General features: G+C 44.7%; 22 protein-coding genes. 11 read left to right on the forward strand and 11 right to left on the reverse strand.

The genetic code is table 11. From position 1 onward, the window contains the following. Positions 1–63: 63 nt before the first annotated feature. The 8 genes from Q1A86_RS06505 (at position 64) to Q1A86_RS06540 (ending at position 9,719) form a co-directional block, all read left to right on the forward strand. Positions 64–732 (forward strand): ABC transporter ATP-binding protein, encoded by a 669-nt coding sequence (locus Q1A86_RS06505; RefSeq protein ID WP_299804388.1) that lies wholly within the window; start codon positions 64–66, stop codon positions 730–732. After that, a complete protein-coding gene (locus Q1A86_RS06510) occupies positions 725–3,262 on the forward strand; it encodes an FtsX-like permease family protein (protein ID WP_299804391.1) in 2,538 nt (845 codons plus the stop codon). Before Q1A86_RS06505 ends, Q1A86_RS06510 begins: the two co-directional genes overlap by 8 nt. After that, positions 3,259–4,356, forward strand: a complete 1,098-nt coding sequence (locus tag Q1A86_RS06515; protein WP_299804394.1) for a lipocalin-like domain-containing protein — start codon at positions 3,259–3,261, stop codon at positions 4,354–4,356. The genes Q1A86_RS06510 and Q1A86_RS06515 overlap by 4 nt, the downstream gene beginning before the upstream one ends. Before the next feature lie 495 nt (positions 4,357–4,851). After that, complete coding sequence (locus Q1A86_RS06520) at positions 4,852–5,127, forward strand: chaperone NapD (protein WP_220759036.1); 276 nt, start codon at positions 4,852–4,854, stop codon at positions 5,125–5,127. Continuing rightward, a complete protein-coding gene (gene napA, locus Q1A86_RS06525) occupies positions 5,117–7,597 on the forward strand; it encodes a nitrate reductase catalytic subunit NapA (RefSeq protein ID WP_299804400.1) in 2,481 nt (826 codons plus the stop codon). Before Q1A86_RS06520 ends, napA begins: the two co-directional genes overlap by 11 nt. A gap of 60 nt (positions 7,598–7,657) precedes the next feature. Continuing rightward, positions 7,658–8,392, forward strand: coding sequence for a ferredoxin-type protein NapG (gene napG / locus Q1A86_RS06530; RefSeq protein ID WP_299804403.1), 735 nt, complete (start codon positions 7,658–7,660; stop codon positions 8,390–8,392). Beyond that, positions 8,389–9,297, forward strand: coding sequence for a quinol dehydrogenase ferredoxin subunit NapH (gene napH, locus Q1A86_RS06535; protein WP_299804405.1), 909 nt, complete (start codon positions 8,389–8,391; stop codon positions 9,295–9,297). Before napG ends, napH begins: the two co-directional genes overlap by 4 nt. Next, positions 9,294–9,719 carry a nitrate reductase cytochrome c-type subunit gene (locus tag Q1A86_RS06540; protein WP_239888250.1) on the forward strand — a complete coding sequence of 142 codons (426 nt, stop codon included), beginning with the start codon at positions 9,294–9,296 and terminating at the stop codon, positions 9,717–9,719. The genes napH and Q1A86_RS06540 overlap by 4 nt, the downstream gene beginning before the upstream one ends. Positions 9,720–9,798: 79 nt before the next feature. On the opposite strand, the gene Q1A86_RS06545 is transcribed toward Q1A86_RS06540, so the two are convergent. The 3 genes from Q1A86_RS06545 to Q1A86_RS06555 form a co-directional block, all read right to left on the reverse strand. Beyond that, positions 9,799–9,978 (reverse strand): hypothetical protein, encoded by a 180-nt coding sequence (locus Q1A86_RS06545; RefSeq protein WP_299804410.1) that lies wholly within the window; start codon positions 9,976–9,978, stop codon positions 9,799–9,801. A 43-nt stretch (positions 9,979–10,021) separates the two neighbouring features. Further along, positions 10,022–10,900 (reverse strand): universal stress protein, encoded by an 879-nt coding sequence (locus Q1A86_RS06550; RefSeq protein ID WP_299804412.1) that lies wholly within the window; start codon positions 10,898–10,900, stop codon positions 10,022–10,024. Between the two features lie 155 nt (positions 10,901–11,055). Next, positions 11,056–12,138 carry a hypothetical protein gene (locus Q1A86_RS06555; RefSeq protein WP_299804414.1) on the reverse strand — a complete coding sequence of 361 codons (1,083 nt, stop codon included), beginning with the start codon at positions 12,136–12,138 and terminating at the stop codon, positions 11,056–11,058. Positions 12,139–12,304: 166 nt separating this feature from the next. Here Q1A86_RS06555 and Q1A86_RS06560 point away from each other — a divergent pair, with 166 nt between their 5' ends. Beyond that, positions 12,305–13,366, forward strand: coding sequence for an AraC family transcriptional regulator (locus Q1A86_RS06560; protein WP_299804416.1), 1,062 nt, complete (start codon positions 12,305–12,307; stop codon positions 13,364–13,366). Between the two features lie 102 nt (positions 13,367–13,468). Continuing rightward, positions 13,469–13,729 carry a DUF5062 family protein gene (locus Q1A86_RS06565; RefSeq protein WP_220769919.1) on the forward strand — a complete coding sequence of 87 codons (261 nt, stop codon included), beginning with the start codon at positions 13,469–13,471 and terminating at the stop codon, positions 13,727–13,729. A gap of 109 nt (positions 13,730–13,838) precedes the next feature. On the opposite strand, the gene Q1A86_RS06570 is transcribed toward Q1A86_RS06565, so the two are convergent. From Q1A86_RS06570 to Q1A86_RS06600, 7 genes are all read right to left on the reverse strand, one after another. After that, positions 13,839–14,687 (reverse strand): SPOR domain-containing protein, encoded by an 849-nt coding sequence (locus tag Q1A86_RS06570; protein WP_299804427.1) that lies wholly within the window; start codon positions 14,685–14,687, stop codon positions 13,839–13,841. Positions 14,688–14,756: 69 nt separating this feature from the next. After that, entirely contained in the window at positions 14,757–17,888 is a 3,132-nt protein-coding gene (locus Q1A86_RS06575) for a sporulation protein (protein ID WP_299804430.1), read from the reverse strand. A gap of 79 nt (positions 17,889–17,967) precedes the next feature. Further along, positions 17,968–18,807 (reverse strand): molecular chaperone, encoded by an 840-nt coding sequence (locus Q1A86_RS06580; protein WP_299804432.1) that lies wholly within the window; start codon positions 18,805–18,807, stop codon positions 17,968–17,970. A gap of 97 nt (positions 18,808–18,904) precedes the next feature. Further along, on the reverse strand, positions 18,905–19,354 hold the full coding sequence (locus tag Q1A86_RS06585) for a DUF4402 domain-containing protein (RefSeq protein ID WP_299804435.1): 450 nt from the start codon (positions 19,352–19,354) through the stop codon (positions 18,905–18,907). Positions 19,355–19,416: 62 nt separating this feature from the next. Further along, the gene (locus Q1A86_RS06590) at positions 19,417–20,046 is read right to left on the reverse strand and encodes a hypothetical protein (RefSeq protein ID WP_299804437.1); all 630 of its coding nucleotides are present in this window, start codon (positions 20,044–20,046) and stop codon (positions 19,417–19,419) included. A gap of 148 nt (positions 20,047–20,194) precedes the next feature. Next, positions 20,195–20,899 (reverse strand): SPOR domain-containing protein, encoded by a 705-nt coding sequence (locus Q1A86_RS06595; RefSeq protein WP_299804439.1) that lies wholly within the window; start codon positions 20,897–20,899, stop codon positions 20,195–20,197. Positions 20,900–21,605: 706 nt separating this feature from the next. Next, positions 21,606–21,746, reverse strand: a complete 141-nt coding sequence (locus tag Q1A86_RS06600) for a hypothetical protein (RefSeq protein WP_299804441.1) — start codon at positions 21,744–21,746, stop codon at positions 21,606–21,608. Positions 21,747–21,863: 117 nt separating this feature from the next. Between Q1A86_RS06600 and Q1A86_RS06605 the strand changes: the two genes are divergently transcribed. Continuing rightward, positions 21,864–22,769: a LysR family transcriptional regulator gene (locus tag Q1A86_RS06605; protein WP_299804444.1), complete on the forward strand. Its 906-nt coding sequence runs from the start codon at positions 21,864–21,866 to the stop codon at positions 22,767–22,769. A gap of 43 nt (positions 22,770–22,812) precedes the next feature. Here Q1A86_RS06605 and Q1A86_RS06610 read toward each other — a convergent pair whose 3' ends face one another. Then, positions 22,813–23,769: a sensor domain-containing diguanylate cyclase gene (locus Q1A86_RS06610; RefSeq protein ID WP_299804446.1), complete on the reverse strand. Its 957-nt coding sequence runs from the start codon at positions 23,767–23,769 to the stop codon at positions 22,813–22,815. Between the last annotated feature and the right edge of the window lie 94 nt (positions 23,770–23,863).

The following is a 23,863-nucleotide window of genomic DNA, read 5'->3' on the forward strand; positions in this document are numbered from 1 at the left end:
AACTTAAAAAGCATGATAGGTTAGGGTCTATTTCTGAGGGTAAAGCCAGCGACAGGAGTTGTCATGAGCAGTGAGATTGTCCGACTGAACCGAGTCTCAAAAGGCTTTAACGATGGCGATAAATATCATCAGGTGCTAGATGATATTAACCTTACACTCAATCTTACCGACACAGTGGCATTAACTGGCCCAAGCGGTAGCGGTAAGAGCACTCTGCTCAACATCATTGGTGGCTTTGAATTTATCAAGCAAGGCCAGTTACTACTCAACCAAAATGACACCACGCACTGGCAAGATAAACAGTGGAGTCAATTTAGACGCCAGCATTTAGGAGTCGTGTTTCAACAGTTTAACCTCCTAACCCCGCTCAACGTCCGTGACAATATCGCCTTTTCACTACGCTTAAATCAGCAAAAATGGAGCCCTTGGTGCGACTACTTGATTGAGCAACTTGGATTACAAGAGGTTCAAAGTAGAAATGTAGAAACCCTATCAGGTGGTCAACAGCAGCGTGTCGCCATCGCTCGCGCCCTCGCTCACAAGCCGCAACTATTACTGGCCGATGAGCCGACGGGAAACCTAGATGAGAAAGCCGGTCAGCAAGTGATGAGCCTGCTCACTCAGCTTGCCGAGGAATCTAGCACCTGTGTGTTAATGGTCACCCACAGCAGTGACTGCGCCGCCTTTATGAAACGGCGCTGGCATCTCGAGCAGGGAAAGATCCATGAGTAACCAAACGATGGCAGACAGCGGCTTAACGATACGTTTAAGCCTCGAAGTCTTTGCCCGTCATTACCTTAAGTCGCCCCTGCAAGCCGGAGCGATTATCTTAGGGGTCATACTCGCTGTCACCCTATTAATTGGCGTCAGGGCCACCAATGAAAATGCCGTGCGCAGTTACTCCGAGGCCACCGAGCTACTGAGCCACAGGGCGCAGTTACTACTCACGCCTATTAGCGGTAAAAAGTCAGTTGATGAATCGGTTTACTTTACTCTTAGGCAAGCTGGTATCACTCAGGCTTTAGCCGTATTGAGTGGCACCGCCAGCGACGATATAGGCCAGCGCTGGGATATTCAGGCAAGCGATCTGGTTGCGGCGCTGTCGATACAAAGCAAACATTCGACGACAAAAGGTACCGCAACAGACTCTAAACAGAACTCGCTCCTATCTGCCGACCTTCCCCTCGCGAAACTGTTATCAGGAGCCCATTACATTTTAATGAGCGAAAGCTTCAGCGCTCAAGTTGCCCCTAAAGGCACCATTGAGCTCAACGGCTATCGACTGAGTGTGATATCCCTAAACGATGAACTTGGGCTCGGCAACGCCATCTTGATGGATATCTCCCTCGGGCAAAAAATACTGAATCGAACTGGAGAGCTGAGCTATATCGCTCTGTTTGCTAACCCCGATCGTTTAACCAAGCAGATCCAGCAACTGTTTAATCAACAAAGCCAGCAATATTTTGACTTTACTCAGCAAGATGACGGCGAAGGCCTGACGAGCCTAACACGCAGCTTTCATCTCAATCTCACGGCCATGAGCCTACTGGCGTTTATCGTTGGTCTATTTATCGCTTATAACGGCGTTCGCTACAGCCTGCTCAAACGCCAAAAACTGTTAGTCCAACTACAACAACAGGGCGTACCTCAACGAGCCTTGCTACTCGCCCTGCTTTTTGAACTGCTTATATTGGTGCTTATCGGCTCATTAGTTGGCTTCATTCTCGGATTGCAGCTCAGCCATTGGCTACAGCCCATGATTGCACTCACCCTTGAACAACTCTACGGCGCAAGACTGATGCCGGGAGTTTGGCAGTGGAGCTGGCTGTATCAAGCGATTGGACTGACTTTTTTTGCCGCCCTTCTTGCTTGTTACCCATTATTTAAAACCTTAGCCAAGCAGCCATTAGCGCGCAGTGCGAGTCGCTTCGAACAGCAAAGCCATGCTAAGAGACAGCAGCTAAGGCTCTTTATCATTGGCTTCACATTACTCGCTTTGGCCGCAGCCCTGTTTCCATTGACACAGGACTATCAACATAGCTTAGTTTTGTTAGGCGTAGTCACCATCGCCATCCCGCTGTTATTACCTATGGTACTGCAAGTTGGCCTGTCCCATGTAGAACGAGTCACTCAAGCGGGTCTATGGCAATATGCCGTAGCCGAGAGCAAGGAGCTTATCGCACCGCTTTCCCTCGCCATGATGGCTATGCTATTAGCGCTTACCGCTAACATATCGATGAATACTTTAGTCGGCAGTTTTGAAATAACCTTAAAGCATTGGCTCGATGACAGACTCTATGCCGATCTTTATATCCGCCCTCCCAGCGATAAAATGCTAGAGACTCAAACCTTACTCGAGAGCTTACCTAATGTCAGCGCGGTTTATGGTCAATGGCTACACTCCAGCCATTACCAAAATGACCCTGTCAGTTTAATGACCCGAGATGCTCACTCTCTGAGAAACAGCAATCAGATAAAGGCGCAACAGGCCGACCATTGGCAGGACTTCTTCAATGCTGAGGTGCTGATGATAAGCGAGCCAATGGCAATCAAGTATCGACTCGCGGTTGGCGACACCATCAGCTTACCCGAGTTTGACAATGCCTCACTCCCCCCAATACCGATTGGGGCCATTTTTTATGATTACGGCAGCCCAAAGGGACAGGTGATTGTCAGTCAGACGACTTGGCAGCGGCTGGGATTGCCCTTGCCTCCAAGTAGCATTGCCGCAGATTATGATAATGAAATTAGCGAGCTAGAATCGATACTACAAAGCCAGATCCCACTCTCTGCAGCGCAGATGTATAACCAGAGCAAGATTAAACAACGTGCCATGCAGATCTTCAAACGCACCTTCTCCATCACCTTAGTGCTCAATAGCTTAACGCTTCTCGTCGCAGCGGTGGGCCTGTTCAGTGCCTGCTTGATGCTGACTCAAGCGAGACAGGCTCCACTCGCCAGACTCTATGCAATGGGGGTCAGCCGAATGCAATTGCGAACCTTAGTGTCGGGGCAGATGCTGTTAATCGTACTACTGACCTGTTTACTCGCCCTACCAACAGGCGCGCTTCTCGGTTACCTGTTAATCAATAAAGTCACCCTACAGGCCTTTGGCTGGAGTATCGCTATGATTTGGGACTGGCAGGCCTATTTCAGAGTATTAGTGATCGCTATGATTGTCAGCGCCGTTGCGGTTATCTTGCCGCTATTGTGGCAGACCCGGCGTCCATTGATCAGCAGCTTGCAGCAGGAGGCATTATGAGACTACGAATTTACAGCTTAATATTTTGCCTTTTTCTGGGCGGGTGTTTCTTTGATTCAGCCACAACCTCTTCTCGGGGGATGGGACAACTACTAGATGGAGACACCACTCACTACGCCCCAGTCGTTTCAGGAAAGAGACTCACCTTTCCAGCTGATCATATGGCCCACGACGACTTTCGCCAAGAGTGGTGGTATTTAACCGCCAACCTCATAACGGAAACTGGTGAACCATTAGGTCTGCAATGGACCCAGTTTCGGATTGCGCTTGCGCCACCATCACCGACTCAAGATAAATTCACATCGGATTGGCAGACCGAGCAGTTGTATATGTCGCACACAGCCATAACCAGCGAGCAACAACACCAAGCTGAAGAAAAATGGACCCGAGGCAACGCCAATTTTGCTGGCACTAAAGCTAATCCATTAGTTATCCAACAAGACGATTGGCAGTGGCGCAGTGACAGCCAGCAGCTGTTCCCTGCAACTTTGTCAGCTAATACCGCAGAGTTTAGCTATCAATTGCAACTCGACAGTAAAGCACCGTTTCAACTGCAAGGCGATAATGGCTATAGCCGCAAAAATGCCACTGGCACAGTAGCAAGCTATTACTACAGCCAGCCTTTTATCGAGGTCAGTGGCACTATCGAACTAAATGGTAAAACCATTAAGGTCAGCGGTGATGCCTGGTTAGACAGAGAGTGGAGTTCACAGTTTTTATCGAAAACCCAACAAGGCTGGGACTGGTTTGCTTTTAGACTAGATGATGGCTCGGCGTTAATGTTGTTTCAGCTAAGAGACAACAGTGGCAAGCAACAAGACTTCTATAGTGGTAGGCGCATGTACCCTGACGGTAGTGGCACACAAATTAGCAGCGAGCAGATCTCAATGACTGCCACGGCTTGGCAGCAAACACCATCAGGGCGCTACCCTGTTGCTTGGGATATATCTATCCCCTCACAAACCATTGAGCTCTCCACTCAAGCGCTTAACGCTAATGCCAGCATGCCATTGTCCATTCCATATTGGGAGGGACCAGTTAGCATAAGCGGTAGTCATAGTGGTTTAGGTTATATGGAACTGACTGGTTACTAGCTCGCAAGCCATTGAATTTAGATCAGCTACAGCAACTTTAGCCCGAGGCTGCGAGTCTATTCCTTAATTGGCAGTTAATACCAAGTTAGCCACTTTCATTAAGTTATTCGGCGGATTAGAACTCATCAACATTAGGGGGATTCTTCGATAGTTCTCAGGAAAACAGGGTTAATCACCATGTGTTTCTATCAGTAAAAACCATCAACAGATAAGAACCATTCTCATTAAGCAAGCTTTTGAATATCTTTGGTTTTTAATGTAGCGCAAGCTAACATTCCATGTGGACAAAAATCACACAAGCCCCTAATATTTATTGGTCAATTTGAGAGCTAGATCACCCTCAAAAAGTTGATCTTGGTCTACAAAAACTATCAATACCCCTTGTGAGGTATACCCACAATTTTCATGAGGTCTAGACTCGATATAAACCTTGGTAAGTAACCGCAGCACTATTCCAAAATGAGTGTTATTTGCCAAATTACAGAAGGTAAACAGATGAGCCAAGAATTTCATATTACCAGCCTAGTGGTGCATGCCGCACCCCATGCTGTAGCTGAGATTAACAACAGGATCTCAGCACTGTCAGGCACCGAAATCCATGCCGTTACTGACGAAGGTAAGTTTGTGGTCACCGTTGAAGGTGACACCCAACGCGCCATTCTCGATAGCGTAGAAGCAATTAACGCCCTAGAAGGCGTGCTTAATAGCAGTCTTATTTATCATCAAGTCGATCCAGTAGAAAAAAAGAGTGAGGAACACCATGAGCATTAGCCGTCGCGAGTTTCTAAAAGCCAACGCTGCCGTTGCCGCTGCAACAGCCGTAGGCGCGACTCTGCCAGTTAAGATAGTTGAAGCTGCAGAGCAAAAAGATAGCATCAAGTGGGACAAAGCACCTTGTCGTTTTTGTGGCGTAGGTTGTAGTGTTCTAGTGGGCACAGACAATGGCAAAGTAGTCGCCACCAAAGGTGACCCTGAAAGCCCTGTGAACAAAGGCCTTAACTGTATTAAAGGCTACTTCCTTTCTAAAATCATGTACGGTAAGGATCGTCTAACCACACCGCTACTTCGCATGAAAGACGGTCAATACGATAAAGAAGGTGAATTTACCCCAATCAGCTGGGATAGCGCTTTCGACATCATGGCTGACAAGTGGAAAAACACACTTAAAACCAAAGGCCCTACTGCCGTTGGTATGTTTGGTTCTGGCCAGTGGACCGTTTGGGAAGGTTACGCCGCTTCTAAACTGCACAAAGCCGGTTTCTTAACCAACAACATCGACCCGAATGCACGCCACTGTATGGCTTCAGCGGTTGTTGGCTTTATGCGTACCTTTGGTATTGATGAGCCAATGGGTTGTTACGATGACTTAGAAGCAGCAGACCAATTCGTGCTTTGGGGCGCCAACATGGCTGAGATGCACCCAATCCTTTGGGCACGTCTATCAGATCGCCGTCTAAGCAGCCCAACAAGCCGCGTACATGTACTTTCGACTTTCGAAAACCGTAGCTTCGACTTAGCTGACAACGCGATGGTATTCCGTCCACAGTCAGATCTTGTGATCCTTAACTACATTGCTAACTACATCATTCAAAACGATGCAGTAAACAAAGACTTCGTGAACAAGCACACCACCTTTGCATTGGGTACTGACGATATCGGTTACGGTCTACGTCCAGATCATCCGCTTGAAAAGAAAGCCAAGAACCCTGGTAACGGTAAGTTCGCACCAATCAGCTTTGACGAGTACGCTAAATTCGTAAGCACTTACACGCTTGAATACGCAGCTGAAATGAGTGGTGTTGAACCAGAAAAGCTAGAGCTAATGGCGAAAGCTTACGCCGATCCAAACGTGAAGATGATGAGCTTGTGGACCATGGGTATTAACCAACACACCCGTGGTGTGTGGGCTAACAACATGCTTTATAACATCCACTTGCTAACCGGTAAGATTGCCACTCCTGGTAACAGCCCGTTCTCACTAACAGGTCAACCTTCAGCATGTGGTACTGCACGTGAAGTGGGTACATTCGCGCACCGTCTGCCAGCAGACATGGTGGTGATGAATCCTAAGCACCGTGAAATTACTGAAAAGTTATGGCAAGTACCACAAGGCACGATTCCGCCAAAGCCTGGTTTCCACGCAGTACTACAGAGCCGTATGCTTAAAGATGGCAAGCTGAACTGTTACTGGACCATGTGTACCAACAACATGCAAGCTGGCCCGAACATTAACGACGAAATGTACCCAGGTTTCCGTAACCCAGAAAACTTCATAGTGGTGTCTGATCCATACCCAACAGTGACAGCAATGGCAGCCGACTTGATTCTACCAACAGCAATGTGGGTAGAAAAAGAAGGGGCTTACGGTAACGCAGAGCGTCGTACCCACATGTGGCACCAGCAAGTTAAAGCACCTGAAGGCGCTAAGTCTGACTTGTGGCAGCTAATGGAGTTCTCTAAGCGCTTTAAGGTATCTGAAGTATGGCCTGCTGAGCTGATTGCTAAGCAACCTGAACTTGCTGATAAAACCCTATTTGACGTGCTTTACGCCAACGGCGTAGTGAACAAGTTCCCTGCGAGCGAGTGTAAGGGCGAGTACAACGACGAGTCTGATGCATTTGGTTTCTACGTTCAAAAAGGTCTATTCGAAGAATATGCCCAGTTTGGTCGTGGCCACGCTCACGATTTAGCAGCTTTCGATGCTTACCATGAGTCTCGCGGTCTACGTTGGCCGGTAGTTGATGGTAAAGAAACCCTACGTCGTTTCTCTAAGGGTGACCCTTATGTGAAAGGTGATAAGGAATTCGACTTCTACGGTAAGCCAGACGGTAAAGCGGTTATTTTCGCCCTACCATATGAGCCAGCAGCTGAAGAGCCGAATGAAGAATACGATATCTGGTTATCAACTGGTCGTGTACTTGAGCATTGGCATACAGGTTCAATGACCGCTCGTGTACCTGAGCTTTATCGCGCTTACCCAGATGCACAAATCTTTATGCACCCAGAAGACGCTAAAGCCCGTGGCCTTAAACGTGGTGATGAAGTCATCGTAGCTTCACCTCGCGGCGAAGTGAAAACCCGTGTTGAAACTAAAGGCCGTAACAAGCCGCCAAGAGGCGTGGCGTTTATGCCATTCTTCGATGCGCGCCAGCTGGTCAACAAGTTAATACTTGATGCGACTGATCCTTTGTCAAAAGAGACAGACTTCAAGAAGTGTCCAGTTAAAGTGATGAAAGCGTAAGCTTTTCACTAATAAATTTAACTTTAATCGCTTGAGCAAAAGCGGAGAAAACTAACGCAAATGAGTACGGTCAATCACAGTAAGTTCGCATCTAAAGGCGTCAATCGCCGCCAGTTTTTAGCCACATCGGCAAAAGCAGGCTGTGCGATGGGCTTGCTAGGAATGGGATTAACGGCAGTTGCTAAGCAATCTAGTCAGTTAGACCCGCTCGCGATTCGACCGCCAGGCGCATTAAGTGAAAACGATTTTCTCTCGGCCTGTGTACGCTGCGGTTTATGTGTAGATGCTTGCCCTTACGACACCCTAAAACTGGCTCGCTGGTTTGAAGGTGTGCCAACGGGCACGCCCTACTTTACTGCGCGCACTATCCCTTGTGAGATGTGTGAAGATATCCCTTGTGTTAAAGCTTGCCCATCGGGCTCGCTCGATCACGCTTTAACGGATATTGAAGACTCTAAGATGGGTGTTGCGGTCTTAATAGACGAGAAAAATTGCCTTAACTTTAAAGGGCTACGTTGCGATGTTTGTTACCGGGTTTGCCCGCTAATCGACGACGCTATCACCCTTGAAATGCAGCACAATGAACGCAGTGGTCATCACGCTATGTTTTTACCTACGGTCAACAGCGATAGCTGCACGGGCTGCGGTAAATGTGAACATGCCTGCGTGCTTGAACAAGCTGCGATAAAAGTGCTACCGCCTCATATTGCTGTTGGCAAAGCTGCTGCACACGATACTTATATCAACACTGAAGAGACCACGCTTGAGATGTTAAACAAGGGGCTTGAGTTATGAGCCAAACACTAAAGCAAAAACCGACAACACATGGCTTTGCTAACGCGGCAGTGAAAGAGCTAGGCTGGTGGCGCGCCCACAAGTTCTTGTTCTTACGCCGTGTAAGCCAAGTCAGTGTCTTTGCCATGTTTGCCTTTAGCCCTTTTATCGCAACGTGGGCTGGCGTTTGGTTACTTAAAGGTAACCTTTCTGCCAGCGAACTCTTCGGCGTTGTGCCTTTGTCTGATCCTCTTGCCACTTTGCAGGTGTTGATGACAGGCCATTTACCCGAGTTAAGCCTAATACTAGGTGCCGTTATTATTGCGCTGTTTTACGCAGTATTAGGTGGCCGAGTATTTTGTAGCTGGGTCTGCCCCGTGAACATGGTGACAGACTTAGCGAGTTGGTTACGCCGTAAGATGAACTTGCCTCGCACCTCAGAGATGCCAAGAAACTTACGTTATTACCTACTTGCGCTCGTACTGCTATTGCCTGTAGTGACCGGCCTTACAGTATGGGAATGGGTTAACCCTGTTCCTGTATTGTACCGCGCGGCACTATTTGGCGCTGGCAGCGGTTTATGGATTTTGGCCGCTATCTTCTTACTGGATCTGTTTATCAGTGAGCGAGCATGGTGCGGACACTTGTGCCCAACGGGTGCACTCTTTGGCCTTTTCGGCAAAGTCAGTCCGGTAAAAGTATCAGCCGTAAATGCAAAAGATTGCGATAACTGTATGGATTGCTTCGTTGTATGCCCAGAAAGACAGGTATTAAAACCTGCACTCAAAGGCAAGCAACCTATGATAACCGACAGTGATTGCACTCAATGCGGCCGTTGTATCGACGTTTGTGCTCAACGCGTTTTCCAGTTTAAAAATCGAAAGAATCAAAATCGAATTGCCCTAAAGGCGGAGAACAACCAATGAAAAAAGTACTCACCTTAGCTGCGCTAGTGATGGCGCTTAGTGCTTGCTCTGGTCAGCAAGCAAATACTCAAGCAGAGCCTGTGAACATCAGCTCATTGGGTAAGTCTGAAATCACCGATATTCGTGCAGCCGATCCGGCGCCGCTTTATCCAAAGCGCGGTAAGTCTATCGAGCGTACCTTCGTACACCAGCCACCGATGATCCCGCACAAAGCCGATTATCCAATCACGCTGAAGAAGAATGGCTGTATTAGCTGTCATAGCCCAGCTAAAGCCAAGCGTATGAAGGCAACTGCCGTTGACCCATCGCATATGTTGGCAGATGGCAAGCTAAACAACGAGTACTACAACTGTACTCAGTGCCACACGCCACAAGCTGAGAATAAGCAGCAGCTAGTCGAAAACGACTTCTCTGTTCAGTAAGCTTTAGCTAGCTTTAAGCCATTAAAAACCACCTCATTGAGGTGGTTTTTTTATGTGCCATCTCTTATTAGCAATCGCTTTATTCTAGGGGCTCTAACATCCCTTCGCGGGCCGGGACAACCAATACATTGCTGCGGATACGGCTTAATATCGATTCCGCCATATTACCGACCACAAAGGCGTACAGGCCTTGACGCTGCACCGCACCAAGTACGACTAGAAGCCGCACTTTATGCTTACAGGCTAAGTGATAAATCAATACACAACTCCGCTTCCCCTACAGTAATTTACTTCTAAAGTATCTACTCTAGAGGCTGTAATAGCCCCTCTCGTGCAGGCACTATCAGTACATTGCTGCGAATTCGGTTAAGTATCGACTCTGCCATATTACCAACAACAAACGCGTAAATACCTTGACGCTGAACCGCGCCAAGCACCAAGTAACGCACCTTATGCTTACAGGCTAATTGATAAATACACAGATCCGGTTCGCCCACGGTAATATGGATGCATTTAGGACCAATATTGAGCTCATCAAACAATGCTTGATACTTTTCCCGAGCTTGCCTGATCATCCCATGAGTGTCGACGATCTCCATATCGTGGATCACCTGAGGTAGTCGAATGACAAATGCAAGATGTAGCTCGCAGTTTGTCGCTTCCGCCAAAGCAACGGCCTGACGAATGACTGCATGATTTAATTGCTGCTTTAAGGTTTTTTTACTATCCAGATCCAACGCCATCATAACGGTATTACTTTTATGCACAGGATTGTCTGTTAGCAGCATTAGCGGCACACGAGTATGGCGAATGAGGTTCCAATCCACAGGAAGATAATGCTCGGCGTGATGCACGGCTTTAACGATAAGATCAAAACCATGACGTTTGGAATGATGGCAAGCATGTTCAAACAAGTCTTTACTCCAAACACTATGTATTGGGATATCAGGCTCGTCAATACTGTCTAAGATCTGCTGTATTTTTCCCGTCCGTTGCTTCATCACATGTTTTTGTGCGACAGCAACGAACTTAGGGTTGTAATACTCTGCATCACCAAAATACTCAAAGCTATAAGCAAAGATCTCAGCTTGTTTATCGAGTGTTCTTGCAAGCTCGACACCCGCTGCAATAGCATCGATATGAGCCTCTTCTCGTTGAGAAATAATAAATACTTTATTCATCGCAACCTCCGCTTACTACTCCCTAATATTAGCTTAGACAAATTCCTCTATAAATGCCGTTAATCAACGCCACTTATGATCCGGATCAAAATGCTATGGATAACAAAAAAGCCATCTTTCGATGGCTTTTTTACGGTGGAAATCATTAGACTAAATTAAATCTCACAACCTAACGCCTCAAAGTCAGCCTGTCTCATATACTCAGTGGTGGGCAGATACTCCCCCATGATGACGTATTCATCTCCAGGTACCGAAGTGTTCTGAATCGCCTCGGCAAAGTCCGCTTTCGGAAGCATATTACGCACAATGAGCAATGCTTCATTAAGTTTATTCTCCCCACCCTCAACTCGACCGAAACCATCTCCCTGCTCGGTCCATGGTAGGTAGTTATAACCACACTCGGCATTGGCATAGTAATTCACCTTCCGCTCAGGCTCGCCATCACAATTACCTAAGAAGTTACACTGAATACCGAATGCGCCATTATAAGCAGCCCGCCAAACCGCTGGATTTTTAGCTGGGTCGAATGCAGGGTTTAGACGGATCTTGCCGTAAGTTTCTTTGGGGACGAGTGGAATAGCGAGGTTATCACTATCAACTTGCAGAGCATCACAAGCTTGCTGGCCATACAGTTGCTCACCAGATGATAGAGTCAGCTCTACTGCTGGCAGTTCAACACCGCCTTGCTCATCTTGGCCTTCATCGTTAACGTAAATTCGATAAATCAGTACCGCCTTATTGCCCTGATCGGCGTAATCAAACAAGGTGTTACTTGGCAGTTCGCCTGCTGGCTGCCCTTGAGCAACTGCAAGAGTAAACTCTCTTAGCAGCTTCTGGCGCTCCGCACCTTGAATATAGGGATTAAACGACCCGTCATCTGCAACAATATCTTTATCAGTTATCGCCGTTGCTGGTGAGGTGTCTGCTCGGTAGCTATTGAGTGATATATAGCGCGCATAAGGGTATTCGCCATGCAGGGTTAAGCTGGCACCTTCTGGCAGGATATAACCCGCGTGCCAGTAATTAGCGCCCGTATCGGGGTAGGCAAAGTTACGTTCAGGATGGTCGATGTTATAGGGGCCGACCCAGAAACAGGCGCTGGGCTCAATTTGCTTACCCAAAGGCTCTTGCACTGAATCGGAGTTACACCCCACAAGGGCAATCATCGACAAACAAGATGCCAACGTAAGCAGGGATTTTTTTAAATCGCTTCGAGAGGTCAACGAGTAATGATTCATTATTATTCCTTTTCTTATATACCCGACAAAATGCCTTATATCCACAACCCTATTCACATGATTACGAAGACTCATTTTCTATGTAGGATAAAGATTGAGCTTATTGGGCGTTATTTGTAACCTAAACCAAGATGTGGCGGATTAATGGTCGGCGAGAGACAGCTTTATGACTTTAACGGACAGTAACAAGTTAACCGATGAGCCTACGACGATTGCCTCTTGGGCTTTAGCCGTATGCCGCACAATCGATGCGGCTGGCATCGATAGCCAAAAAATACTCGATGAGATCGGTATAGACAAATCTATATTGCAGGATCCGAATGCTAGATTACCCACACAGCAAATGACGCAGCTATGGCGGCGTGCGGTAACGATTACCACAGACGAAGCCATCGGCTTAAAAGTGGCCAACTTTGTACAGCCCACCAGCTTCAACGCCTTAAGCTTTTCACTGCTTGTCAGCGAATCTTTGGCCGATGCCTGGAGTCGGGTAAAGCGTTATCACAGCATTATTAGTAACGTACTCGAGATGGATGTTGAACACGGGTCACAAGAATCTGCATTATGCTTTAATAAACTCCCAGGGAAACACTATGCAGATGAAGCCATAGATGCCTTTATGGCGACGAGCTATTTAATGCCACTACAGGTTAGTAATGGTCAGATTAAGCCTACGAGATTAGTGCTAGAGCGCCGACAACCTTTTAACCCTAAACCTTTTGAGCAGTTATTTAACTGTCCAATCAACTACGCAGCCAATGGCAACAAAATCTATTATTCCAACCAAGATATACAGCTGCCTTTCCCATCGGCTAATAAAGAGCTCGCCCTAAAAAACGATGAAGCAATTCAAAGCTACTTCCAGACTTTATCTCAACCTGCGTTTAGCAAGAAAGTTTCCGAAGAGATTGCCATTGCTATGACATTAGGTAATCCAGACCGAGATACAATCGCCAAAACATTTCATATGAGTAGCAGTAACTTACAACGTAAGCTGCGGGAGGAAGGCACATCCTTTAGCGAGCAAGTCGAACTGTTCAGAAAAGATTTGGCACAGAAGTACCTGTCGTGTCCGCAACTCTCAATGCTAGAGATCTCGTTTCGATTAGGCTTTAAAGATCCCAGTAACTTTACCCGAGCATTTAAACGTTGGTATGGTGTATCACCGCTACAATATCGACAGCGAAACGGCTCAAAACAATCTTTGCCAAACGATAACAAACACTAAATTTCAATAGATTAAACTACTTTTATCGGTGCAATGTCACTTGCTATAGTCCAATTTTCAGGTAACGTTAGAGCAATATCAATTGACATAAGAAGCGCCGCTATGAAGTCAGGTAAGCATGATGCACAACTACTGAAACTCGCGATGGAAATTGGTGTAGGCTACGCCAAGAAGAGAGGCTTTGCTGATTTTGGCCAAGGGATCTCACCCAAAGACAAGGTCGAATGTATCTATCGTTTGTTGGTGCAAGATAACCTTATTCAAGCACTCCCCAAAGATAAAGAAGATGGCCCCAACATGAAGCACAAGTTAGTGCTGTGGATCAGCCGCCAATTACCCCCTGAGCACGAACTGCTCAACTAAATCAATTACAACTGCAAATAAGATAGAAGCTAATGAACTCGCTTAAATGCTATGTTCATTAGCTTACGTTATTAGCCAAGCTTGCTCTCACTAGACCTCTTTTTTCAAACTAACCACTATAAAGGTTAATACCTTTACTCGTTGCCACAATACACTCTAAGCCGCTTTGCTTCATACTCGTGCAGGCTGACAATGCTTGTTGACGCTGGTTAAACTGACCGACTTTGATGCGATAATATGTTTTGCCTTTAACAAACACTCGCTCGTACCTCGGTACGTAGTGGCCTAATTGCGCGCCAAAGCGGCTATGTAGCTCAAACCAAGTAGGCTCTATTCGTGAAAATTTATCCACTGATGATAACTGCAAAGCATAGTCGCCTTTCACCAGTATGGCTTTGGGTGCTGACCTCGCATTATTCGCATACTTCAAGACCTTTGCATTGACCTCGACAGGCTGCTCAGGCGCACCTGGGTAGGCTGAGGCATAGGTTTTCTGAGCTAAAGGCTCTGGCAGCTTGATGTCATTAGTGAGCTCTTCAGCTATTTGTAATTTAAGCTCTGGCTCAATAGGTTGCTCAACAGAAGTATTTTCAATGTTTCTACTTTCGGCACTTTTTTGTGTATCACGTTTTGTATTAGCAGCCGTAATCGATTCAGGTGCAACTGTAGTTTTAGGTGCTTGTTGAGCTTGGTTACCACCTGCAAGCATAGTTAACTGCTCTACTAGTAACTTAAGATCACCTTCGATGACAATGAGTCGTGACAAACCAGCCTTCATTTGGTGCCACTCTGCAAGCTCTAGCTCTAATTGCTCAATTTTGTCTTTGAGCTGTTTCTGCTCTGCAATACGTTGCTTTTCAAGCGCGATATCAGCCTGATTAGCACAGCCAGTTAAGCTCATAATGGCAACAAGCAAAGTCGCTGTTATACAGCGAGCTCGATAGTTCACTACATTCATTTTAAAACTCATTTCCACAAGACTGTCTCTGAAAAGTAATACGATTAAAATGGAAAAAGCGTAAGTTTGTTATGATTCAAATTCGAACTCAAACGGTTCAACATTACACTTAAGGCCTTGCTTAGCAATTTGCACACAACCGGTTTCAGCTTGCTGCTTAAGCGCTAAAAAAGCCACATTCAATGCATAACGCTTAGTTTGTTTATCTTCGACATAAAACACTTGCTGGCTCATAGCATCGTCATAATTATGTTTAACTAACTGCCAGTAGGTTTTGAGCATTGCCAGTGAATTAAATTTACCAAGATTCATTACATATCCTTTGGTCATCATGACCTCTGCAAACGTAAAGTCAGCACCATTCATTACATCGCCATTATTTTGCAGGGTGACTGCCATTTGTGACTCACCACGTAACTTTTTGCGTTCAAGATAATTGGCGTCGATAGATAACTGGTAATCACCCGGAATTAAATCAGTAAACAGGTAATAACCATCAAACTCAGTTTCAGTCGTGGCAACTATATCACCTGCCGCATTGACTAAATTGACTGTTGCATAAGGTGCAATTGACTCAGTGCCATCAGTTTCACGCACATAAACTGTGCCTTCTACTTCTGCGGCGTTCACCACAGGGAAATCTAATGTCTGAATATGACCTCGCCTTGGCGTAACAGAAACCCCGGGGATTGAGGGTATTAAAAATGGATCCCCTAAACTCCTTTGATCCAATACAATATCGGTTTTCTTCTGGCTAGACATAGAGGTCAACATAGCCACACCGTCTTGATTGCTTGTACCATAACGGTACTGCTGTACACCTTTGACCCTCGCGCCCTCAATAACCGCTTCACCGGCATCAAATCGACCATTAAGATTGTCATCTTCAAATACTCGCACCATTAATGCCCCAGCCCCTGATAAGCTGCGCGAAGACATAAACACTTGCTCTGTATCGGGCTCATAACCAAAGCTAAAGCGGCCATAAAGCCCTAAAGACCAATCGCCAGTATTATCGTAAGAAACGGTAGAGTTTAAGCTAAAGGCATCATGCTGCCAGCTTAAGCTCGCACTACTACTGAGAAGGTCTGTTACCGGGTAGTAATCAACCTCTAGCTCAGACTGCAGATTAGTATTAATGGGGATTGAGAACTCAGTAGAAAATCGTGAAATTTCAGTTTCCGGCTTAATAAAGTAATCCAACTTAATTCGACTAAATGCCCAGCCAAAACTCTTTTGCAACTGTAACTGCCCCGTTAGCGTGTCATCTAAAGCAACGTCATTAGAAGAATGGCCTGCATACCAAGTTAATTGATTATTAATATTCGCCCAGGGAGTGTTCATCGCTAACAAGTTACCAAACTCATTATGCTTAGCGCCGTTACTCGTTTGAGTTTGTCGCCAATGGTTACGATAGTTTAAGCGATATGGAGAATGCTTAAACATAAAACCACTGTGGTCAAAATCATATTCTGTTTGTTGCCGCTGACTAAAATCTTCTAAGGTATTTTCTGATACTCGATAACGCATACTCAAGGATTGGTCACCGACTTGAGTTCGCCCAGAAAGCACTAAAGTACTATCTTGATGGCCTTTAATTTGATAGTCAGCATCAAAAAGAAAGCGTTCAAACAGATTAAAGTTACCGCCAATCGCATAGGTATCGATTGAAGTGGCTTGCTCAGATAACTGCTCTTGTACGCCCAGATTAATAGAGGCCCAATCGGTCAAACCATACTCATAAGTTGAACTGAGTACCCATCCTGTTTCATTATCTGTGGGTGTACTGGATATTCCCGATAAGCTCTTACCTATTTCGGCAACGGATACACTATAACTGCTCTCGCTAGCTTTGAGTTTGTTGCTATCAACATAGACTTGCTTAGTTTCGGTTTTGACCTGACCTTGTGGACCATACGCAATCATCTCAAATTGGTTATCACCATACAGTAGCTCGATATCATTAAATTCATAGCGGCCATCTTGCAAACTCAATGCTTGCTCGATCAATAGCCCGTTTTGATAAAGCTCAATATCCCAACCGGGTTGAATATCACCACTTAACGTTATGGTTCGATTATTAGCCGATACGCCAGTTTTATCATTAGTTACTGACACACCACGGCTTAATCCGAGAGTACCATCGACCCCGACACTCGTAGGAGTCATATCGCCCACTCTAAATTCAGTCGCCTTTAATGGGCCTAGAAGCTCAGCTGTTGCAGATTCTTTTGACAGGGTTAAACGCAGATCTGTCAGCGGGTCATCACTATTACCACTGGCATAAAATTCACTCGTTAAAAATGCAAAATCATGCCCGCCCATAACTGAATAACTTTGATAGTTATTATGCTCAGTAACAGCGGCGTTAACTTGAACATCGACTAACGGGGAAGATATCGCTCGATAGTTGGACTCTTTCCATGGCAATACCGCCTCCCTACTGCCGCTGGCTAGCTGATTTAGTTGCCGGTTCTTACGGGCTAACCTTTGCTGTACAGGTAGTGGTGAGCTGCTGCTAATATCCACTTTAAGATCGGCAAAACTGTAGTCAAAAGTGATACCAAACCACTCTTCAATCACATCTCCTGCAACATAGATATCATCAGCCATCAAACTATAATCTGCAGGTGATAATAGGAAAACTTGTTGGTTAACCGACACGCTGACAACACTATCACCCGCTTCGGGTAATTGCATAAAAAACTGACGATTTTCATCTAAATACCAACCTTTAACGATGCTGTTATCGATATCAACTTCAATAGGAAAGTCAATTAACTCAAATAAGCCCATTAAGCTAAATTGAGCATTTTGTTTGCTTTTTATTGCAAAAACATCAGATAAGTAATGGCTATCAACATAGAGGGATAACAGTAACTCCTCACCTTCAGGAATACCGAGAGTTTCAGCAGATGGCTCACTCTGTAAAAGAGTGTTATGGCTTTTTAACGCTAAATCTAATGCTTGAGATTGCAGCTGTTGTTGCGATAACGCATAGCTTTGTTTCAGTCTAGCTAGAGTGCTAGCCACATCGGAATTATTTAAATCCGCAAGCTGAATCCTAGGCTCATTTTGAACCGGGGCAGATAAAGTTTGTTGAACGGATACGCAAGCAATTAAAGCAGGCTGCGCATTGGCGCGGCCTGCATAGCTATATAACAAACACAAGAGTAATAAGTAACTTAGGCGGTACCGCACCACATGCCCTTCGGTCGTAACAACAAGAGAATACGCAAAGATTTTGCTCTGAGCCCACCAAGGCTCTGTCTAAAATGGATTAATTCTCAGCAAACGTTGCAGGTGTTACAGCGAACTCACGCTCAGCGAAAACCTGACCATTAAACTCTTGCTGCCCTTCATAAACAATACGCAGTACTCCGCTTGATGGCGTAAAGTTCGGAACAATCCAAGCCATTGACTTGGCCGTTGCATTAACTTCAGGGTATATGTTTACGTTATTTAAACGCGCAACCACTTGCTCAGGCTGTTGCTCACCTTGCCAATAAGCAATTAAGTTACCAGCTGTAGAGTATTGGCCCGTGCGAGTTAAGTTAACGCTCAACTGCGTTTTACCGTTACGCGGATCAAAACCTAATGTCTTAGATGTAATCTCAACCTCAGGGTTCGCTTGCCCCTGCCTCACAATCACAGGTAGGCTATAACTGAGTAATACGTCTAAATTAATCGACATCTCACCGTCAGCCTTGTTGGCTCGCTTCGGTGGCAAGGCTTCTAACTTTAGGTGCGAACGATACTCTCCATCAGCAAGATCTTTAGGGCGTCTAAGACCCAACCTGACAATCTGACGTTCATTAGGCTTTAAGGTGACTTGTCTCGGACTAAAGCGCAGCATTTTGCTTGCGGATGGGTAACCTTTTGCTTGTTCTGCAGTTAATTCTTGATAGCCGCCGTTAGCAACAGCTAGCTTTTCTTGCCATTGCAGGCGATAAGTTTTGATCTCTGAACTGCTATTGATCAGTACAATTTCATGGGCACGCTCTCGTCCCTCGAAAGCAACACGGATCGGCGACACCAATAAGCTGGCTTGAGCGAAGTTGATAGGTGACAACATACACACAGATACAACAAGAGCAGCCTTTAATAAACTCTTAAACATAGAAAAAACTCAAACCAGTAAAAATGCAAATACGTTTTGGTAGGCATACCAAAACCCAGTAAAGACCACAGGACAAACTCTAAGTTTGCTTATGGATTTAATAACTAATATCTAAATAGAAAACAGCTTGGTAGGAAGTATTCAAATAATGTTTGCCATTACCCGACGTCGTCAACTTTCCGCCCATTTTCGCGCTAGCCACGCCTGCACCATCAGTACGTATGTTCTGCTCAATATAAATTTCACTTAAAGTGAACTGTTCTGTATCCCCTGAAGCGACTGTCGTTGTAACAGGCAGCATAGGAGTAATTGAGAGTTCTACATAAGGAGGGTAATCAGTGATTACCATTTCAGCAGCTTTACCAGGGCTGATTATTAGCAACTGCCCTGAAGAAGTACTGTGGCCATAGGTTGGCACCATCACGCTACTTTGAATACTATTATCACGGATCACTATGGTGCCAAATGAGAGTGGTTGCTCAAAAAATACTTCAGCTTTTACCCCCAATGTCGCCAAACAAAAAATCAAAGATAAGATGAATTTCAAAATTAACCTTAGTTTAAATAAGGTGGCCTCATAAACGATTTGCCACCTAATTTTATTTTTGCTTAATAGCTAACAGTGATCGGGAAAGTACCGGTAAATTCACCATCTTGATACTGTCTATCGATTACGTTAGTACCAGCGATATTCACATCAGTCGTTAAAGTGCCACCAAAGTTGAAGCTAGCATTACCTTGACCGTCTGCAGTCAATTTATTATCGGCGGCATACACAGTACCGTCATTGTCACCTGAAGTAATAAACGCAGTTACTGCACTTAACACAAACTTAGGTGAGCCTGGAGGCGCAGATGGCGCCACAACGTTAGTCGAAGTTGTCGGCAAAGTAACACTTAACTCAGAATATGGTGCAACACCAGCTACGGTAACTTCACCAGGCTCACCTGGTACTAACGATCTAATCGTTGCCGCATTTCCCTCTCCATTTACCACAGTCGCCTGCTCGGTAGGGTTTGGAGACATAGTAATGCTAGCACTAACGCCATCAGCTTCAGTTAGATCTACCACAGCAGTAATTTCACCAAAATTCAATGGTTTAGCAACAACCATTTCAAAAGCGTTTTTAACTGTTACAGATGCTGTCGCATTCTCTGTTTCAGCAGCTAGAACGGGGAGTGAAACTGCAGCCACTAATGCCAAAGCAACCGCTTTTGCCACCATAGAAATATTCTTCATTTAAAACTCCATTATACTATTATCTGTATTTTTAACTATTAGACGAGAACAAACTTTTAAATAACTTAATGAGAAAGCGTGACTAAAATCAGTCTTGATTAGCTCATCGGCAATTTTAAAATTAACTTTAATAAACTTTACAACTATTTCACCCTTTTAGTTTTTCTCCACTGTACTTAACCACTGAACAATACTGCTTACTGACTCTAATTAGCTTACAACTAGACTCAGCTTCTTTTTTAGACAAATATGGACCATAAATAAGCCGGGTATACTCTTTATAGTTTTTAACTAAAGAAACTGTTAATGGAATGCCCGATATCAACAAGCCCGGAAAACGATTCTGATACTGAATCCAACTAGATTTAATATTTCGTTTATTAGTAAACGATGCCAAATGAATAGCGTACAAATTAGATTCATTTTTTATACTTTCAGAATAATGACTATTGAGCTCGCTCCCAACTACTACAGCGTTAAAATCTTGGGTTGCTGCTTTATTAACCGGGGGTGAAATATAACTTTTCTTGGCATCATGAGTTGATGCATTGTCATACTGATTAAAACTCTGTTTATTAGGGTTCTCTTTTATTTCAGCTAATTTACTTAACTCTAGAATTAGAAACTCGAGATCCGCTTCGTTGCTAATCAAACGTTCAATGGCGGGCCTTAACCGTTGCCACTCCTCTAGCTGCAGCTTAAGCTCCTGTAGCTCTTTTGCGTATTCTGTTTGGTCATCATTGGCCTGAACCAGATGAGAAAACAAACAAAAGCTCAACAATACACTGCAATATCTAGCTGCAGCTTTTGTTTGCTTAGCCAAGCCTCCGCCCAGCCAAGTTAAAAGTCTCATATAGCTAACTCTAATTTAAAATCAGTAATGTAAATTGGGGGAATTTATTAGCCAGCAAACCGTAATTTGCAAAACTATTTCTATTTAAGCCGCAATTGTTAACAAACAAATCAACCTGCATCCATACAATGCTAAAATAATGCCAATAAAACGACTATTCCAAACACAACAATAATAAACATGAACTAAATCACACTAGCTATTCCTACAATCGCAGAGTTTAAAACCGAAATAAAGCAAAATAAAAAAGCAAAAAACCAAACCGATAACCAATCATTTGTTTTACGACCAAAAATATCAAGCAAAAGCACCAACAATATAGAGTACCGGGAATCAATATTGTCAATTAACAATTCCACCCACCATATATAGCTCACGTAAAAATAAAGATTAAATAAAACTCAACCAGTATAAATTACGATCAACCTATATCCAGAACTTAAAGACCAGCCAAGATATTGACTCGATAAAAGTGCAAACCGCACCGAACAAAAAACAAACAACCTTAAATTTGATTAAAAATAATAACTAGCACTCTATTTATTAAATCTAGTTTCAAGAGGCGAATTTATTAATTAAGGTTGGTTTACTTGTTAGCAATACTAGCTAGGTGGGGAACTCGCTAAAGATAAGCGAGTTTAGCGTGGGATCTTGGGGGGGCTGGTTAAATTAGAAACGATACGATGCTTATAGCCGTGGCCTAAACTTAACTTGCTTTGTTCTTCGGTGAGTCACTAGGGATCTGATCCTGTCCTGAGGCATTATCTAACTTCTGCCTTTCGGCTTTATCCAATGGTTTAGCGGCTAAATAGAGAGCTTGGGCAAACAAACCTTGATATGACTTCATCTTCTTTCCTGTTAGTTGCTACAAAAAATAGCTTAAATAGTGTGCTTGCGGTCAAGGTAACCCTCACTCTATTATTAGTAAAATGAATAATATCCATCAAATAGATTCCATTTAAGCATGAATATTCAGATTAAGAGCCTACACTGTTTTATGACGTTACTTGAGGTGGGCAATTACACTCGAGCAGCCGAGAAGTTACACCTTACTCAACCGACGCTGAGTAAGATGATCCAGCGTTTAGAAGATAATTTAGAGCAGCCATTACTCATTCGAAATAACCAGAAAGTGATCGCCACCGAGGCTGGCAGGATGCTCGCCAATAGCGCGCAACAAATCGTAGGGCAATGGCATAGGCTTCAAGAAGATATTAATAGCTTAAATGGATTGCAATCTGGGCAACTGCGCTTGGGTGTGTGCCCTATGATGGGAGAGATGATTATCGAACTCTTGTCAGAATACCGCAAACGCTTTCCAAAAATCGAGATAAGTATTGTCGAGCTCGGCGGATATGGGGCTGAACAAGCTCTACTTAATGACACGCTAGATCTAACCTTTACAGCACTACCTACGACTCACTCACAAGAGTTTAATAGCCATAATCTGGAAGGCTACCCCCTTCTTGCTTGTATCCACAAAGAGCACCCGCTGGCAAAGTCGAAAGCTATCACCTGGGCAGCGATTGAGCCCCACGCTTTTATTCTCTACAACGATGATTTTTCCCTCTCAAAGCTTATCCATCGCTTGAGTCGAAAGGCAAATGTCGAACTAAACATTGCCGCCCAAAGTGGTCAATGGGATTTTATCGCCGCGATGGTAGAAGCTCAGATGGGCATAGCGATTTTACCTGAGCCAATATGTGAAAAGGTAAAATCGAACAAATTGCTCTATCGGCCACTATCTCCAGCATTAACATGGGACCTGGCTTTAATATGGCGCAAAAACTTACCACTCACTCCCGCAGCCGAGAGCTTTATTAATTTAAGTCGGGAGCTAAACCCTAACGCTGATGTCACAATGAACTAACAAAAAGCGCTGCGGCATAACAAGCACCATAGGTTGAGGTTTGTTATGCAAAACCGTAGCGGTTCTTTCCGTTACGTTTAACTTCATACATAGCCTTATCTGCTTGCTCACATACCGTCGCAAACGACTGGTCGGTAAAAAGACTAATCCCGATACTCATGCCAATGGTGACACTGCGATTTTCGACTATTAACGGGCTGCTAAAAACACTCAAAATCTTATCGGCAGTAGATGTAAGCAAGGCTTTATCGCTTGACTCATAAAGCATTACAAACTCATCGCCACCTAGCCTGGCCATAACATGCGTCATTAGAATTTGCTGTTGTAAAGTCTCGGCAATCTTAATCAGTAAGCTATCACCAAACTTATGCCCATAACGGTCGTTGTTAGCCTTAAAGTCATCTAAGTCGATAAACATTAAAGCCCCACTTCCATGGGATTGATACGACGTATTAAACGCCTTAATTAGTGCTTGTCGATTGAGTAAACCCGTTAGAGGATCACAATGAGCAAGCTTGGATAACTCCAGCTCATAGCGTTTCTCTTTAGTGATATCGACATGGGTCCCCATGATCCGCAGAGGCTCGCCATCAGCGTCATATTCAACGATACGCCCTCGATCTGAAACCCAACTGATGCTGCCATCTTTATGCAGCATTCTATGAGTCACATCATAGGAGTCTGTTCTACCATTAATATGGTCATCAAAATTAGCGATGACCCAGTCACGATCTTCTGGGTGCAGATTGCCTTTCCAACTGTCTATATGCGCTGCCAATTCGTCTATGCTGTAACCCAGCAAAGAACCCCACTCCATATTAAACATGGTTAAATTACCGCTGGGGATGTGCTGCTCCCACAGGCACAGGCCTGTGCCATCCAAGGCGGCATTGAGCTTCTGCTCTAAGGTTTTATTCTGTTCACGTAGCGAGGTATTCTCTGTCGCAAGTCGCGCATTCTCACTCGCTAACTTTGCCAACAATTTGTCTTTATCTGTCACGGTCCTAATTATCCTCTCCTTAGGCGCACCGACTCATCTCCCATAGCTTTTTCAAATCTGCAACCACACAAAAGTAACAACAAACACCAAACAA

Source organism: uncultured Shewanella sp. (assembly GCF_947497935.1).
Lineage (GTDB): Bacteria > Pseudomonadota > Gammaproteobacteria > Enterobacterales > Shewanellaceae > Shewanella.